This is a genomic window from Mesorhizobium escarrei (assembly GCF_935825525.1).
Classification (GTDB): Bacteria; Pseudomonadota; Alphaproteobacteria; order Rhizobiales; family Rhizobiaceae; genus Mesorhizobium; species Mesorhizobium escarrei.
The window spans coordinates 1-13827 of the sequence record NZ_CAKXZT010000193.1 but is presented as its reverse complement, the minus strand read 5'-3'; the positions used below and the strand labels follow the sequence as shown (position 1 = coordinate 13827).

11 protein-coding genes and 3 pseudogenes are annotated in these 13827 nt (G+C 59.5%); 10 read left to right on the top strand and 4 right to left on the bottom strand.

Annotated features, from left to right (window positions below; all coding sequences use genetic code 11):
- Positions 1-532: 532 nt before the first annotated feature.
- The 3 genes from NMG80_RS36760 (at position 533) to NMG80_RS36750 (ending at position 3537) form a co-directional block, all read left to right on the top strand.
- The gene (locus tag NMG80_RS36760) at positions 533-1078 is read left to right on the top strand and encodes a glycoside hydrolase family 108 protein (protein ID WP_254022675.1); all 546 of its coding nucleotides are present in this window, start codon (positions 533-535) and stop codon (positions 1076-1078) included.
- Positions 1079-1092: 14 nt separating this feature from the next.
- Positions 1093-2694 carry a TRAFs-binding domain-containing protein gene (locus tag NMG80_RS36755; RefSeq protein ID WP_254022674.1) on the top strand — a complete coding sequence of 534 codons (1602 nt, stop codon included), beginning with the start codon at positions 1093-1095 and terminating at the stop codon, positions 2692-2694.
- Between the two features lie 153 nt (positions 2695-2847).
- Complete coding sequence (locus NMG80_RS36750; protein WP_254022673.1) at positions 2848-3537, top strand: hypothetical protein; 690 nt, start codon at positions 2848-2850, stop codon at positions 3535-3537.
- A gap of 367 nt (positions 3538-3904) precedes the next feature.
- On the opposite strand, the pseudogene NMG80_RS38135 reads toward NMG80_RS36750, so the two are convergent.
- A pseudogene (locus NMG80_RS38135) lies at positions 3905-4611 on the bottom strand (IS6 family transposase).
- A 1096-nt stretch (positions 4612-5707) separates the two neighbouring features.
- Between NMG80_RS38135 and NMG80_RS36735 the strand changes: the two are divergent.
- The 6 genes and pseudogenes from NMG80_RS36735 (at position 5708) to NMG80_RS36710 (ending at position 10551) form a co-directional block, all read left to right on the top strand.
- Positions 5708-7537 carry a protein kinase domain-containing protein gene (locus NMG80_RS36735; protein WP_254022670.1) on the top strand — a complete coding sequence of 610 codons (1830 nt, stop codon included), beginning with the start codon at positions 5708-5710 and terminating at the stop codon, positions 7535-7537.
- Between the two features lie 177 nt (positions 7538-7714).
- Entirely contained in the window at positions 7715-8161 is a 447-nt protein-coding gene (gene tnpA, locus NMG80_RS36730) for an IS66-like element accessory protein TnpA (protein WP_254022669.1), read from the top strand.
- Positions 8158-8514: an IS66 family insertion sequence element accessory protein TnpB gene (tnpB, locus tag NMG80_RS36725; protein ID WP_254022668.1), complete on the top strand. Its 357-nt coding sequence runs from the start codon at positions 8158-8160 to the stop codon at positions 8512-8514. Before tnpA ends, tnpB begins: the two co-directional genes overlap by 4 nt.
- A 68-nt stretch (positions 8515-8582) precedes the next feature.
- Complete coding sequence (tnpC, locus tag NMG80_RS36720) at positions 8583-10115, top strand: IS66 family transposase (RefSeq protein WP_254022667.1); 1533 nt, start codon at positions 8583-8585, stop codon at positions 10113-10115.
- Between the two features lie 95 nt (positions 10116-10210).
- Positions 10211-10318, top strand: a pseudogene (locus NMG80_RS36715) (transposase); the annotation flags it as partial.
- Positions 10300-10551 (top strand): hypothetical protein, encoded by a 252-nt coding sequence (locus tag NMG80_RS36710; protein ID WP_436798764.1) that lies wholly within the window; start codon positions 10300-10302, stop codon positions 10549-10551. The pseudogene NMG80_RS36715 and the gene NMG80_RS36710, both read left to right, overlap by 19 nt.
- Before the next feature lie 266 nt (positions 10552-10817).
- On the opposite strand, the pseudogene NMG80_RS38130 reads toward NMG80_RS36710, so the two are convergent.
- Both NMG80_RS38130 and NMG80_RS36700 read right to left on the bottom strand, forming a co-directional pair.
- A pseudogene (locus NMG80_RS38130) lies at positions 10818-11057 on the bottom strand (helix-turn-helix domain-containing protein); the annotation flags it as partial.
- Positions 11058-11111: 54 nt separating this feature from the next.
- The gene (locus NMG80_RS36700; protein WP_254022666.1) at positions 11112-11585 is read right to left on the bottom strand and encodes a hypothetical protein; all 474 of its coding nucleotides are present in this window, start codon (positions 11583-11585) and stop codon (positions 11112-11114) included.
- Between the two features lie 598 nt (positions 11586-12183).
- On the opposite strand from NMG80_RS36700, the gene NMG80_RS36695 reads away from it, so the two are divergent.
- The gene (locus tag NMG80_RS36695; protein ID WP_254022665.1) at positions 12184-13656 is read left to right on the top strand and encodes a toll/interleukin-1 receptor domain-containing protein; all 1473 of its coding nucleotides are present in this window, start codon (positions 12184-12186) and stop codon (positions 13654-13656) included.
- Here NMG80_RS36695 and NMG80_RS36690 read toward each other — a convergent pair.
- Positions 13611-13827 (bottom strand): hypothetical protein (locus tag NMG80_RS36690; RefSeq protein WP_254022664.1); only part of this gene is annotated, 217 nt, incomplete at its 5' end. The genes NMG80_RS36695 and NMG80_RS36690 overlap by 46 nt on opposite strands.

The following is a 13827-nucleotide window of genomic DNA, read 5'->3' as shown; positions in this document are numbered from 1 at the left end:
CCTCCCGAATGTTGCCAGCGTCAACGATCTTGCCTGTGGTGCCCCCGCCTAGGCCAGCCGCCTCGAGCGCTGGAGCAATCAGGTCACGATGGATACGCTCAAAGTCGACCTCTTTGCCTGCGGAGTCTTTCTTGGTGTTGAAAGCACGGATGATGAAGGCTTGCTGCATGGTCGCACCCCCTTATTCCGGTCGCCGCGCTGCGGCTGATTCCGCTGTTTACGGCCCGGCCAGGTTGTCTGAAGACGACCGGCCGTCCGATCACCAGATCCACTCTTCCCATTGCTGGCAATACTATACGCATTGCACGGTCTACGCATCCCTTACTTCATCCGCTGACGCCGCCCGCGCCGAGCCCCCGCTCACGTTCCGTGCCTATGACCGGGCGGATTGAGGCGCAGCGCCCATCATTGCCTCTTCCAGTCCGGTGCACCAACACCTATGATGATTTGACGCAGCTTAAGTCTACTCAGTCGAGGTGGTGCGTCACGGACGCTGACCAAGTAGCGCAAAAAGTAAGGGGAGGGAGTCGCTATGCCATTGCCCGCTTTCAAGGCTTCGTTGCCCTTCGTGCTGCGGTGGGAGGGAGGCTACGTGAATCATCCGAGCGATCCGGGTGGCGCCACCAATAAGGGCGTCACCCAGAAAGTATATGACAGCTGGCGCCAGCGCCGGGGCCTTCGCCCTCGCGACGTCCGGCAGCTTGAGGAAGATGAGCTGCAGGCGATCTACGAGGAAGGCTATTGGCTGCCGCCACGCTGCGATCTGCTGCCGAGCGCGCTCGATCTCGTCCAGTTTGATACGGCCGTGAACATGGGACACAAGCGGGCGGTACACTTCCTTCAGGAGTGCCTGGGCTGCGGGGTCGATGGTGATTTCGGGCCGGCCACTAGGACGGCAGTGGAGACCTGCCCAGACCTAGGTGCCGCGAGCGCCGCCTACTTCGATAGGCGCGAGGCCTTCTACGACGGGATCCGCGATGTGGCGGTTGTGAATGATGGGGCTTGGCGGCATTCGGCCGGCAAGTACTTTCGCCGAAATGCGCTTCGGGCCGATTTGCGCGGGCTGCTGGACCTGTGAGGGAGGTCACCCCTATGGACGGCCCCACAGAACGCGATCGGCTCAAGGACCGGGCTCGCGACGCGCTCGGCAGGCTCAAAGGCCTCTGCGAGGTGGACGATGTGGCGCGCGCCAAGGCGCTTGTGGAGGAGCTACGGAACGCACGCGAGTACGAAGCAATGGGCCAGCTCGCCGAGGCGGTGAGTCGGCAGGATCCGAAGGACTCGAAAAATCGGCGGCTCTACGCCCAGTACCTCATTGACACCGGCAAGGCGACGGCCGCGATCGACCTGCTCAAGCCTCTCGCCCAACGCCTGCCCAAGGGGCATCCCGAGATGGCCGAAGCTACGGGGCTCCTTGGCCGGGCCTACAAGCAGATCTTCTTCGATGCCGGCGACAAGACGAGCCCTGGCGCCCGCGAAGCCCTCAAGCAGGCAATTACCGCTTACCGCAAGCCGTGGGAGGAGGCACGGGCTCGGAATACCTGGCACGGCGTGAACCTTGTGGCACTCTTGACCCGAGCCCGTCGGCTTGGCCTGCGCGTGGCACCCGACCTTCAGCCCAAGGAGATCGCCGCCGCGGTCGTCCAGGCGCTTGAGGCGATCCCACCTGAAAAGCGCGACGCGTGGCATCTGCCAACGCTCGCCGAGGCGAGCCTGGGCTTGGGCGAGTGGGACAGAGTCGAGCGGCACATCCGTGCCTATGGGGCGGCACCGGATGCCCAGGCGTTCCTGGTCGCCAGCACGCTGCGCCAGTTTACCGAGGTGTGGGATCTTGAGACCGTCGATGAACGTGGCCGCGGGCTGGTCTCGATCCTGCGCGCCCGGCTTCTTGAGCTCTCGGGCGGCGGTCTCGAGATGAAGCCCGCCGACGTGCAGCGCCTTCGCGCCCAGCCGGTGCCCGAGGAGGGCCAGCTCGAGGCGGTGCTGGGCGAGAACGGTCCCCAAACGTTTCAATGGTGGAAGACCGGACTTGACCGGGCGCTTGCTGTAGCGGCCATCCGCCAGAAGCTAGGCAGCCGCGTCGGCACCGGGTTCCTGGTGCACGCAGCCGACCTTGGCCTGGAACCCAAGGACGAGCTGCTCGTGCTCACCAACTTCCATGTCGTCAACGCACTGGGGGCCACCCCCGGCATTCGGCCCGAGGTGGCCGAGGTGGTGTTCGAGGCGGTCGACCAGAACAAGGTCCATACCATAGCGGAGATTGTGTGGAGCTCATCGCCCGAGCGGCACGATGCGTCCCTCTTGCGCCTCGCTGAGCCGGTGATCGACATCCAACCTCTGCCAATCGCCGGCGCGCTCCCGACGCTTGATGAGGAGGGCCGGGTGTACGTGATCGGCCACCCGGGAGGGCGCGATCTCGCGTTCTCGTTCCAGAACAACGAACTTTTGGACCACGAGGGCCCGCCTGCCGGCAGGCCACCGATCCCAGGTGTCTGCCGAGTGCATTACCGCGCGCCCACCGAGGGTGGCAGCTCGGGCAGCCCGGTGTTCAACGGTCGAATGTGGGAGGTTGTGGCGCTGCACCACAAGGGCGGCAAGATCGGTATGCCGAGGCTTAATGGCAGGGAAGGTTCCTATGCCGCCAACGAGGGCATCGGCCTCCAGTGCATTAAGGAAGCGATGCGAGGAGCGTGATGACACGATGCAATGCGCGAAAGGGCAACGGTAGCGCCGACGTAATGCGCATGACCGACCTGTTGGGACGCGTAACCTTCGGCGGACCCGGATCGGCCCTCGCATGACCACCCTCGAAATCGTCCCCCGCACAGCGACCGAGAGGACCGGCGGATGTTCAGAATCGACCCTTTCATTGCCGCCTGCGCGTTTGCAGCCTTCGCTTTCGCACTGTTGCCGAGTCCTGCCGTGAGTGCGTGTCAGCCTCCGCAGCAGCTCACCGAAGCGACACCCGACCAGGTGCGTGCGTTCTTCCAGTCGAAGCGCGCGAAGGTTGTCACCTTTTTAGGATACTCGGGTGCCGGTTACGAGGATGCGAACGCCATGCTCGGCCATGCGGCAGCGGCCCTGAAGGATCTCGATTCGAAGCGCTCGATCGTCAACATCGGTGCCACAGCGGAGGGCATCGGCGCCATCTACGAGCTCGCGAAGCAGCGCGGGTTCACGACGTCGGGCATCGTGTCGACCCAGGCGCGCGACGAGAAGGTCGCGCTCTCGCCGTGCGTCGACTTCGTGTTCTACGTGAAGGATGCGACCTGGGGCGGCTACTTACCCGACAAGAAGACGCTTTCACCGACTTCCTCGGCGATGGTCGCGGTCAGCGACGTGATAATCGCGATCGGAGGCGGCGACGTGGCGCGCGATGAAGTGCTCGAAGCGCGTCGGCTCGGCAAGAAGACGAAGTTCATCCCTGCCGACATGAATCACGCTGCTGCGCGCGAGAAGGCAGCGCGCAAAGGTCAGGCTGAACCGATCGATTTTCGTGGCGCGGCGGACGCTGCGCTACGTTCCAGGACGCCTTAGTCTCCGGAAGGCGGCGAGCTGGCGCAGGGCGAAGGAACGCGTTGTTCCGGCAATAACTGCCGCCATTGGTTCTCGGCAGCCGCGAGCGGCATGCGGCGGCGCGCGTCGGTAAGCAGATCGGCCGCGCTTCTCAAATCCTGCGCCTCTAGCACGGGACAAAAAGTCGGCGGTAAGACCATCCTCTCCCCGCGCTCTTCCCTCCCACACGGCGAATGCCAGCCGCCTCGGAAAATCAAACTCGGCTGCCTCTTCGACAATTCTACGATTGGCGGATACGTCGCACCGTCTGTGCCCGGGCAATGAGACCAGGGCCAGGCATTGTCAGATTAACGCGAACCGATTTCAGTCTCCTGAAGAGGACGGAATTTCAGGTCGCGCCGAGTTGGCGCCACTCGGCGAGAGCGGTGGCGCGGTTATTCTTGAAATTGCAGCGGGTGTAAGATGGCGTTCCTTGTTGAAGTGGTTATGGACGGACGAGTGGACGGCTGCGAATTTCTGCAGACTTTTCATCTGCCGGAAACGAAGCATGGCTCTTTCTCGTCGCCGGAACGGCTGGTGTGAGTTCTCCGCCCGATTGTTCAGCCAGCGGCTGTTCTCATGGGATTCCGCGTTTCCGAGTTCCTTCATCGCGGCGCCATACGACCGGAGTTTGTCCGTAACAATCACCCTCGGTCGGCCAAACCTTTTCATCGTTTTCCGCAGGAATTTCAGCGCAGCCTTTTCGGTCCCGCCCTTTTGAGACAAAGGCTTCGAGGACCTCGCCTTCATGGTCAACAGCGCGCCAGAGGTAATAGGTCTCACCGTTGATCCTCACGAAAACCTCGTCCAGATGCCACTGCCATTGCGGCAAGAGTCGCATCCGCGTCGCCCGCTTGCGTCGGAGATCGGCCGCGAACATCGGGCCAAACCGGTTCCACCAGAACCGGATCGTCTCGTGGCTGACGTCGATGCCGCGCTCGTGCAGCGGGTCCTCGACGTTCGCAATGAAAGTGGAAACCGGACATATAGCATAACCGCCAGGCGGATGATCTCGGGGGACGTCTTGAAATAGCGGAACGGGCGGGGTTTGGTCATCCTCCTACGATGGGCCGACGCACTCCCCGCCTCAAGCGAGTTTCTTCTGACAGAGCCTCCGCCGGGGAACTGAGGCCGGAGCGGCAAACGCTTTGGGCCGTTGACTTCCAATTTTCCGGAACTGTCTCTAGCCGACGAGATCGGCACGTTTTCGCCGACTTCGTTCTCTAATGGGTCAAGGTGCGGCGGCTCAGTTGGACGGGTTCCAGGCGACGGCGGTTCAGGCGGCCAATGGGGGTGTTCATGCACGGCCTCGACCACCCGCTCAAGTTCGCCCGAGTTTTCGCCCGGCGTCCGTCGCTAACGTCCCGCGACGGGACTTCAGCCTTGTAGATCGAGAACCGCGAGCTTCAGGCTCGCGCTGCAACGACACGTAGGAGCTCGCTTGGATGCTCGGACACTCCCTGGCATCACAATGATCGCTGCCAGCTACGGAGCTGACCTGCAATCCAAACGTGCGGCGCGCGGCCATTTGGCCCGCTTCTGGCCATCGGCAAAGGAAACGCACGCGGTAGTCGGCTGATCGCGACACTCCCATCAGTTTCAAACATTACAGGGATTAAATTGCTGAAGAGCCCGAGAACGCGACGTTCAATAATAGTGATTTGCCCCGAGGAGATGTGCTTTGCGCGAGCCTTTCGCAACGCCTAAAATCGCGCGACAACTAAAACGGATTTCCCGGGGAGGATGCACGTGGTGAAACGTCCGAGAGCGCTCGTGATTGGAGTTACGGCGGTCAGTGTCCGACACCAACGCCCTTGAGACCGAATTGAACGATTGAAGAAGAGAGGATTTCGCCAAGCAGCCCGTGTGTCGCGGTTCCGAACGTGCTACTATTTTTTTCTCTAGGGTCGGCTCAGGTCATAGGAGATTGCTGACGTGTGATAGAATAACCGAGAGCTTACACCGGAAGGCTGGATCGCGAGGTAGATGGCATTACCCTTAGATGTGACGCAAACTTGACATGGTGCCTGTCAGTCCATTGCAGACGTTCGGCGCTGGCGACGAGAGTTCAACGCGGAGTGTCAACTTACCTTAGATGTGGTCCGATCCCAGACCGGACACCGGCTCAAGCCTGTCAAGCTGGAGGTAAGGCATGCGAGAGATCGTCTTTATCAGCTATAGCCACAAGGATCACGCTTGGTACAAAGCTTTCGAGAGTGCCCTGAACATCGGCGGAAACAAGGCAATTCTGGATGCGTGGTCAGACCAGAAGATTGGTATCGGTGATAACTGGCAGGCGACAATTGAGTCTGCCATAAACACCGCCCGAGTAGCTTTGTTGCTGGTGACGCACAACTTTCTCCATTCAACCTACATTCAGAGCACGGAACTTATGTCACTGCTCAGCCGACAGAAAGCTGGCGAACTAGATATATGGTGGGTACCAATAGATGAACTTTCTTCTGAAGAGCTTGAGATTTCGGGATTGAGTTCGTTGCAGGCAGCGTGGGACCCCAAGCAATCGCTGGTCAAGCTAAAGGGAAGGGCACGTGTCGGAGCAGTTAGCAGCATAAGTGCTCGACTCATCTTAAAGCTTGGCTTGATTGCAGACATCGCGAAGGCAACCCGCGACGAACTACAGCAGGCGATCTCTCGCGTCCTTGGCAGAAACATAGAAATTATTCAGCCAATTGCACCAGGAGATTTTAGTATTCTATACAAAGCGGTAAGACGTGGCGGTGATCGCGTCGCTATAAAAGCCTTAGTTCCGATGCCGCGGCGCGAATGGCTTGCCGAGGACTTCATCAATAGGGCTGAAGCTGTACGCGACATTTCCAATTCACATATTATCAAAATCCTAGACATATTTCGTCAAGCGGAAGATCCGCTCTCCAAGCGGAAAGTTAACCTTGTAGTAATGGAACTCGTTTCCGCTCCAACGCTTGCGACGGTCTTGAAGCAAAGAGGCCTACTACCCGCTGCTGAAGTCGCGGGAATTCTTTCACAACTAGCCAATGCTGCAAGTGAGTTGCATAGCCCCGGGCGAGGCGACAGTGATGTGCATCCCATGGTGGTTGGGCCTCTCAGGCCTCGCCAGGTCTTCTACGGGGCGGCTCGGAAAGTACAGATTTCCCTTGTACACATTGCGAATGAGACTATGCAGTCCTGTCAAGACAAACCAATTCTTTTGCTGGACCCGGACGCGCTAACCTATCTCAGTCCAGAGAGATACAAGGGAGACGGCGTTGGCCAACGGAGCGATCAGTACTATTTGGGATTGTTTGCTCTAGAGTTGCTGTTGGGGCACCCTCCGGTCCTAGTTCAAAAATTTTCGGATCTTAAGTTAAAAGATGAGTTCTTTAACGATCCGAAAGCCTTCTTTAGAGGTTTATGTACCTCTGAGCCCGCCTTGTCATTCATCCTAATGAGGATGCTTGAGCGGGAGCCCCAGGAACGGTGGCTTTCCATGGAACTTTTGAGTGTTGCACTTGAGCAGTTGGCGCAAGGCCGACTTCCGGACAGTCTCCGAGAATATGCAGCGGGCATTTACGAAACCGTCCTACGCATGAACAACGACTTTTTTCAGCGGTTCTACGATTACCTGTTTGAATTGTCGCCTGACGTTGCAGAAATTTTTAATAATAAAACTACTGACATGCGTCAGCAACATGTAAAGCTCAATGCGGCCATGGATCAACTGCTGAGTTATTCGCCAGTGCTAAAGGTGAATTCGTTGTACCACGAGGCTGAGCGGCATAGTACGCTAGGGTTGAGAACAGAGCACTTCGACACATTTCGGGATGCTTTCCTCCGCGCGCTTTCGGAGCTGCCCGGGGCAAATGATGCATACGCGCAATGCGCATGGCGCGCAATTCTTGACTCTGGCCTGGCCTACATGCGTCGTCGGTGCTGCGGCGACAATGCCGGCTTACCGACACCTACTCTGTACGGCGCGAACGTGCCCGGTAGGCCACCAGGTTGAGGCTTCGGCCTCTTGTGGTCCTGTGGTCCGGACCCTAGCATTCGTCGTATGGGATGGCCGATGCGCGTGAGCGAGATTGCAGCCGCTTGGGCGCCTACTTCGTAAGCGGTGTTCCGACGGCACCTTTCGGAGATCGGTATGAAGGACGATGTTCGGAGCCTTTGAGGGCTTCGACATATGACGATTTCAGAGCTAACGCTTAAGTCGAACGATTTGGAGCCGGTGCGCCGGTTCGAGGTGTTCACGGGCTCCGGCCGGCGACGCGAGTGGCCTCCAGAGGAGAAGGCGCGGATCGTTGCGGAGAGCTACGAGGCTGGCGTGACGGTTTGTGCTGTAGCTCGCCGATATGCGCTTTCCCCGCAGCAATTGTTTGCCTGGCGCCGTGCCGCGCGTCAGCCATCGGCAGAGGCGACGGCATCAGAATCCCTGTTCGTTCCTGCGGTGGTTGCAGCGTCTTTGCCGGAACCGGTGGCGCAGCGCCCAGGACGACCACGGAAGCAGAAGGCGGTCCGCGACGCCGGAGTGATCGAGCTTGAGATCGGCGGTGTCGCCATGCGCGTTGGCCGCGGCGCCGACACCAAGACGGTGGCTGCTATAATCCGCGCGCTTAAGGCAACGACGTGATCGGGCCGACGGGTGCGGTCAAGGTCATGGTGGCGACGAAGCCAGTGGACTTCCGCAAGGGCGCGGAGGGGCTGGCGGCGCTGGTGCGCGAGACGATGGGCGCTGATCCGTTCAGCGGCACGGTCTACGTCTTCCGGGCGAAGCGGACGGACCGGATCAAGCTGATCTTCTGGGACGGCACCGGCGTCTGCCTCTATGCCAAGCGTCTGGAGGATGGGGAGTTCCGCTGGCCGAAAGTGCAGGACGGCGTGATGAGACTGACGGCCGCGCAACTATCGGCGCTATTGGAAGGGCTCGACTGGCGGCGGATCCACGAAGCGCGCCAGACCCGCATTCCAGTTCAGGCGGGCTGACCGCGACGAAGTGAATCAGGCTGGATTCCGCTGTCGCGGGCTGTCGGCGAATATGGTTTGATCCGGTCATGACGATGACGGCTGACCAGCTTCCCGACGATCCGGACGCGCTGAAGGCGATGGTCCTGGCGCGCGACGTCGAGAATGCCCGCCTGATCCAGATCATCAAGGAATTGCAGCGTCACCGCTTCGGCCGTCGCGCCGAGACGCTACCCGAGGATCAGCTCCTTCTTGGGCTCGAGGAGGCTGAACAGATCGAGGCGGCCGGCGAGGAAGAGGCCGAGGGGGCCTCTCCGGACCAGCGCCAGGCAAAGACTGCCAAACGCCGGGCCAACCGGGGTGCACTGCCGGCGAATCTTCCTCGTGTCGAGATGGTCGTCGACATCGAGGACCATGCTTGCCCGTGCTGCCGCAATGGCCTGCATCGGATCGGTGAGGACGTGAGCGAGCGGCTCGACATCGTTCCGGCGCAGCTGCGTGTGATCGTCGTGCGCCGGCCCAAATATGCCTGCCGCGCCTGTGAGGATGTGGTCGTTCAGGCTCCCGCGCCGGCCCGGTTGATCGAGGGTGGTCTTCCGACCGAGGCAACGGTCGCCCAGGTGCTGGTCTCCAAATACGCCGATCACTTGCCGCTCTATCGTCAGGCGCAGATCTATGCCCGGCAAGGCATCAATCTCGATCGTTCCACGCTCGCCGACTGGGTCGGCCGCGCCGCCTGGCATCTGCGCCCGGTGCATGAGCGGCTGCTTGGCAAGCTGAAGGCTTCGCCGAAGCTCTTTGCTGACGAAACCACCGCGCCGGTGCTCGATCCTGGCCGCGGCAAGACGAAGACCGGCCAACTCTGGGCCTATGCCCGCGATGACCGACCATGGAATGGGAGCGACCCGCCGGGCGTCGCCTATGTCTATGCGCCGGACCGAAAGGCCGAGCGTCCGATCGCTCATCTCGCAGGCTTCACCGGAATCTTGCAGGTCGACGGCTATGGCGGCTATCGCGTGCTGGCCGACAAAAGCGGCGTCACGCTCGCCTTCTGCTGGGCACATGTGCGCCGACGCTTCTATGAACTGGCGGCAGCCGGTCCCGCGCCGATCGCCAGTGAGGCGCTGAGACGGATCGCCGAACTCTATAAGATCGAGGACGGCATCCGCGGCCAATCGGCCGAGGAGCGCCGTGCGATGCGTCAGGAAAATAGCCGCGCTATCATCGCCGATCTCGAACCCTGGCTGCGCGAAAAGCTCGGCTTGATCAGCCAGAAAACCAAGCTCGCCGAGGCGATCCGCTACACGCTCTCGCGTTGGGAAGGCCTCTCGCGCTTCCTTGACGATGGCCGCATTGAGATCGACAGCAACGTGGTCGAGCGCTCAATCCGTCCGATTGCGCTCAACCGCAAGAACGCGCTCTTTGCAGGCTCCGACGGCGGCGCCGAACACTGGGCAGTCATCGCGTCGCTGATCGAAACCTGCAAACTCAGCGGTGTCGAGCCGCTCGGCTATCTTGCTGATGTCCTCACCAGGATCGTCAACAGCCACCCCAACAGCCAGATCGACGATCTGCTGCCATGGGCCTACATCCCGGCTCCCGAGCTTGAGGCCGTGGCCTGAGAACAGCGCTTACCCTACTTCCGGTCTTCGTACGCTCGAATCAGTTGAGCCTGCCTGGATGCTCCGACGCTCCCCTGGGCACGAAGATGATCGCTGCCGGAACTGGCCTGTGCGGCGTCAAGCTCGTCGTCTCCGATGGCCATGGAGGCCTGGAGGCGGCCGGCACCAAGGTGCTGTGCGCGGCATGGCAACGCTGCCGGGTTCTAATATTAGACATTCCACAGACGGTAAAATCGCCCGTCTTCGAAGAAAGATGGAGGATGGGCTTCTGGATTCCTGGTCGAGCGGCCCCACACCGCGGCTTTCGCAAAAGCAGTTGGACGAACTGGCCGAAATTGTCGCGACCGGTCCCGATCGCGCCATCGACGGCGTGGTGCGCTGTCGGCGGCTCAATCTGCAGCGGGTCATCAAGGAACGCTGGCACCGACTATCATGAGCGCCATGTCTCGACGCTCCGTACCACGCTGATATCCGTCGGAGCGGTAGCGCTGGGCGTTACGGGATATCGGCAGTCGGATACTGACGAGTGAACGCGTCTGCCAACAAAGTCGCGCGGGCGGCCTCCGGAGCTTAGCGCTGAAGGCTTCGGAGCATCGCTTGCGGCGACCCATGGCGCCATGGGTCGCGCTCGTCGGAAAAGATAAGCGTCTGACGGCGCAACGGCACCGGCGCTCTGGTCCCGATCGCCCGCTTGCGTCCGTTGCGACGGCGCACGGCCAGCTTCTCCTCGATCTCGGGAGTGGTCTTGTTGGCTGGGTTCTTCGGGATCGGCTTCTTGTTGATCAATCCGTGCTCGCCATGTCGGCGATAGGCTGCCTGCCAACGATAGAAGCTCGCCCGGCCAATGCCGAAGTAGCGACATGTCTTACGCACATTGCCGGAGACATCCGCGTGCTCAAGAACGCGCAGTTTGCGCTGGATCTCTCGCTGGTCCTCTTTCATGGAAACAATCCTTTCTCTCAAACCCAGGTTGAAGAAAGGATGTCTCGCAAGCTCCTACATTTCTACAGGCTTCGGAGTTTTCGGCGTAGGTGGTTTAGAGTGACCCTTTTGAGGTTTCTTCTTCATGTCAAAATCCCCCAAAGACAAAGACCAGGAAACACGACGAAACGCCCAATGAATACAAGCGAAATAGGGATCGCCAAACTCCTTCAGACTGACGGGCTCATCTCTCATGCACTGCATGAATGCGTCTAGATGCACCCCGGCAAACCGTCCACAAAGTTTGTGCTTAGGAAACAGCGGCAGCAGTCGCAGTACCTTCTCGTCTCGCTCGGGGCGGGTGAAGTTCTTCCATTCGCGCTTCCTGCCGTGGCATTCGGATGCGTGGAAGATGCTTATTGGGTGAAGCGCCTTTTGCCAGTCGGCAGTCCATTTTCGCCAAACCGAAGGCCGAGCCCATACAGCCGATGACGTAACCGCTGGGGCTTCGTCATGGATGCCAGACTCATCCATAAAAACTTCGATCACAGCCACTATCCCGCGCTGATGCCCGAGAAACGAGCGCCCGACCTCGTAGGCGCTTTGGTCGCCCCGCAAACATCACATATCGCGTCGCTGCCAGTCCTTAACGTCCTCATCAGTGACGCTCATCTTGATAGCGAACAGTTGTCCGCCCAGTGAATAGCCAAATGCCCACATGAGCGTAGACAAGCTGGTAAGATCGCATTCGCTCTTTTTCTTCTCGCGGAGAACCTGCTCCAGGCTGAGCAATGAATGGCAGGAAAAGCGTACACTTGAGTGTCGCACGGTAGCATGGCACCATGATTGCAGGGCAGTCCTCGCAGCGGGACCGGGGGGCCGAATGCAATTCTTCACGAAAGCAACATCAAGATCGCCCACTCAAACAGGTGAGCAACAAGTCCTGATCGAGGGGTGCCCTCTCGAGGTCCCTTTCGCATGGAACGTGGATTTTCCGTCACCGCCCATTCCTCAAGTAATTGAGTAATGAACTGCTTTCGCTCACGGCGCGAAACTATCTCGCCTCTGTCTACCTCGCCTCTGCTCTTGTATGGTGGATTTAATGAGTCCGAACCCTCTAACTAATTCGATACTCTGGCCGGGGGCTATGTTTTCCGCAACGAGGGCTACACTGACCGCAGCAGCAGCAGGGGCAGCTATCATCCTCCTGCCCCTCGTGCCGGACTTGGACTTCAACCAGGCCCCTTCAGTCGCAGCATTCATATTTGCACTCTATCTACTTGCGCTGTGTCTCATCGGCTGGCCATGCATCGCGCTGCTCCGCCTGATTGGATTTCGCAGTCGTAGGTCGACTATCGTTGCCGGGACCGCGATCGTCGCGGCAGGTAATTTTTTCGTATCACTCGGTTTCGGGGATGCTCTCGCGACACAGGTTCTGTGGGCATTATTCGGCGGGCTTTCTGGAGCGACTGCATGTTACATACTCAGCAAAGCTGAAAGATTGACGACGCATCGCGAGCAGATCGACGACCGCAGCACTGGATATAAAAGTCGAACAGTAAGGTACAAAGCGTTCTTCAGCTATTCGAGAGCCGACGATTCGGTTGCAGATTGGCTGTGGGAATATCTTGATAGCTATCAGCTGCCCCAGGAAGGGTCGCTCATAGCGACCTTGTTCAGTTCAACTTCGGCTTCACTCCACCCGATTTTTCGCGACCGTTTCGATCTAAGCGCGGGCGGTGAACTCCTAGGCAGGCTTCGCTCGGCGCTTGAACGAAGTGATAGCCTCATCGTCCTTTGTACACCAGCCTCTGCGAAGAGTGCGTGGGTCGATCAGGAAGTGCAGACATTTCTTGCAATGGGCCGCGCAGACAGAATTCTGCCGGTTATCGCCGCCGGTGAACCGGACAGCGCCGAACCGAGCAATGAATGCTTGCCTCCGTCGCTAAGAGGACGCGGGCTTCTCGGAGCCGACCTGAGGAATCATGCTCTGCATGACGGTCGCCGCGGTGATGGGAAGCAACTCGCCCCGCTGAAAATCGTCGCTGGCATGCTGCGCGTGGACTTTGATGTGCTGCTGAGGCGGGAGCATACTCGGCAGCTGACCCGGTCGCATGTGTTGTTTGCAGTGGTCGCGCTCACATCCTCCCTTGCCGTGGCGGCGAGTTTTCTTGCGTATGTGTCTGTTGGCGCATTCCAATGGTCTTCCAAAAATCTGAGCGAAGCGTTTCGGCACGAAATCGCCTACATCACGCGACTGAACACGGATGGCGGTCTTGGAGCGGTTGAAAAGTATGTGGAAGAAAAGAACAAGGTTGCACTAGAAGGACACGGTCGGCTTCTCTGCTTCGATCTGCTAGATTTCGAAGGCAAGCCGATCGACCCGAAGCTACGGGTGGAAAGATTTCCGGTCGCTGATAGGATAGCAGGGACGCACCGGTTCAGTTTGGAAGAGCAGCATGAATTCAACTACGGAGGCAGCCCGTTCCGCCGCAAACTCGATGGCTTGAGTGTGCGGATTGCCGAAAAGAATGCCGTTGCAGTTAGCTTCTGCAACTATGACCCGCCAATGTTTTACGGTGTTTTCAAAGCGTATTTCGACGCGAACCTTCCGCAATAATACGAGAGCTTTTCGGCAAAGGCCGTTCTGCCGAACATGAAGTCGACTTCCTTCCGATGGAAGCCAACGTTGGCCTTCAATGCCGATGGCTGGTCGTTGGAATTTGCGATCTCTACCAATTCACCATCGCTCAGTTCCTTCGCTTGTTCGTAAGCGCGTAGGTCACCCCAC

What these genes read in the sequence shown, in the direction of transcription:
- NMG80_RS36735 (WP_254022670.1), top strand. Translation starts at nt 5,708, where the DNA reads ATGCGAGAGATCGTCTTTATCAGCTATAGCCACAAGGATCACGCTTGG.
- tnpC (WP_254022667.1), top strand. Translation starts at nt 8,583, where the DNA reads ATGACGATGACGGCTGACCAGCTTCCCGACGATCCGGACGCGCTGAAG.
- NMG80_RS36760 (WP_254022675.1), top strand. Translation starts at nt 533, where the DNA reads ATGCCATTGCCCGCTTTCAAGGCTTCGTTGCCCTTCGTGCTGCGGTGG.
- tnpA (WP_254022669.1), top strand. Translation starts at nt 7,715, where the DNA reads ATGACGATTTCAGAGCTAACGCTTAAGTCGAACGATTTGGAGCCGGTG.
- NMG80_RS36750 (WP_254022673.1), top strand. Translation starts at nt 2,848, where the DNA reads ATGTTCAGAATCGACCCTTTCATTGCCGCCTGCGCGTTTGCAGCCTTC.
- NMG80_RS36695 (WP_254022665.1), top strand. Translation starts at nt 12,184, where the DNA reads ATGTTTTCCGCAACGAGGGCTACACTGACCGCAGCAGCAGCAGGGGCA.
- NMG80_RS36755 (WP_254022674.1), top strand. Translation starts at nt 1,093, where the DNA reads ATGGACGGCCCCACAGAACGCGATCGGCTCAAGGACCGGGCTCGCGAC.
- NMG80_RS36710 (WP_436798764.1), top strand. Translation starts at nt 10,300, where the DNA reads ATGGCAACGCTGCCGGGTTCTAATATTAGACATTCCACAGACGGTAAA.